Annotated in this window: 2 protein-coding genes; both read left to right on the forward strand. The window is 75.8% G+C overall.

What is annotated here, in order from left to right; translation table 11 throughout:
• Positions 1-1116, forward strand: a 1116-nt coding sequence (locus GUY60_RS37395; RefSeq protein ID WP_246236149.1) for an aminotransferase class V-fold PLP-dependent enzyme, incomplete at its 5' end; no start/stop codon positions are given.
• Positions 1107-1713, forward strand: a 607-nt coding sequence (locus GUY60_RS37400) for an alanine racemase (RefSeq protein ID WP_187370230.1), incomplete at its 3' end; no start/stop codon positions are given. The genes GUY60_RS37395 and GUY60_RS37400, both read left to right, overlap by 10 nt.

Below are 1713 nucleotides of genomic sequence, written 5' to 3' on the forward strand. Positions count from 1 at the left end.
CGCCTCCCCCGCACCCACCCGCTGCCGACCGTCCCCCTGGAGGACGCCGTACAGCGGCAGTTCAGGCTGCTTGAGTGCACGGCCGCGCACTTCGAGGGGCGACAGCTGTTCGAGGCCGACCTCGGGGTCGTACCGGAGTGGGGGCGGCCGCGCACCACCGCGCGCGTGGAGGCCGTGCTCGCGGACTTCCTCGGCGCACCGGACGCGGCGCTCGTGCAGGGCGCGGGCACCGGCGCGATCCGTGCCGCCCTCGCGCACGTCACCGGGCCCCTCCTGATCCACGCGGCGCGGCCCTACCGCACCACGGAGGCCACCCTGCGCGGCCTCGGCACCGAGACCGTACAGGTCGACCTGAACGACCCGGAAGCGCTCCAACAGGCCCTGTCCACAGGGCGGTTCGGCTGGGCGTACGTCCAGCACACCCGGCAGCGCCTGACCGACTCCTACGATCCGGGCGCGGTGCTCGCGGCCTGCCGGGCGGCCGGGGTGCGCACCGTCGTGGACGACAACTACGCGGTGCTCCGGGTGCCCGCCTGCGGGGTCGAGCTCGGCGCGGACGCGTCCTGCTTCTCGCTGTTCAAGCTGCACGGGCCGGAGGGTGTCGGTGTCGTCGCGGGCGCCCGCGACCTGGTCGAGCGGGTCCGGCGGGACAACTACTCCGGCGGCGGCCAGGTCCAGGGACACCAGGCCCTGGACGCGCTGCGCGCCCTCACCCACGTACCGGTGATGTGGGCGGTGCAGTCGCGGGTCGGTGCGGAGGTCGCGGAGCGGCTCGCGGCGGGCGAGGTCGAGGGCGTCGCCGAGGTGCGGCTCGCCAACGCGCAGGACCGCTGCGTACTCGTTCGGCTGACCGCGCCCGTGGCCCGCGAACTGCCCGCGGTCGCCGCCCGGTTCGGCGCGGCGCCCTATCCTGTGGGCGCCAACTCCCGTTACGAAGTGGCCCCGTTGGTCTACCGGATGTCCGCGTCGTCCCTGGACACCGCGCCCGAGCTCGCCGACTGGACGGTCCGCGTCAACCCGATGCGGGCGGGCGCCGACCTGGTCGTGGACATCCTGCGCCGTGCCCTCGCCGAGCTCCGCGCACCCCGCGCCCCCGAGGACCGGCCGTGTTCCTGAGCACCGTGCTCGCCCGCAACCCCGCCCTGGTCGAGGCCGCCGCCGCGCTGCACGACCGGGGCGCGATCCCCCCGGACACGTACGTCCTCGACCTGGACGCGGTCGAGGAGAACGCCGCGCTGCTCGCCGCCGGGGCCGAGCGGCTCGGGCTCGCGCTGTGGTGCGTGGTGAAGCAGGTCGGCCGCAACCCCGAGCTGATCAGGGCCGTCGCCCGGCACCTCCCGCGGTTCGCGGCGATCGACGCACCCGAGGCCCGCGCCCTGCTCGCGGCGGGCGCGTCCCTCGGCAACCTCGGCCACCTGTCACAGATCCCGCGCCGCGCGCTCCCGGAGCTGCTGGCCCGGCGCCCGTCGGCGGTCACCGTGTTCGACCTGGACAACGCGCGCGCGGTGGCGGCGGCGGCACGTCAACTCGGCTTCGTCCAGGACGTGTTGATCCGCCTGGAGGGCGCGCCGGCCGACGGCCACCCCGGCCAGGAGGGCGGCGTCCCGCTCACCGGCCTCGACACGTTCGCCACGGCGGTCGAGGCCACGCCGGGTGTACGTATCGCGGGCGTCACCGCTTTTCCGTGCGTACGGTGCGACCCCGCGACCGCCG

This window comes from Streptomyces boluensis (assembly GCF_009908195.1).
Classification (GTDB): domain Bacteria; phylum Actinomycetota; class Actinomycetes; order Streptomycetales; family Streptomycetaceae; genus Streptomyces; species Streptomyces boluensis.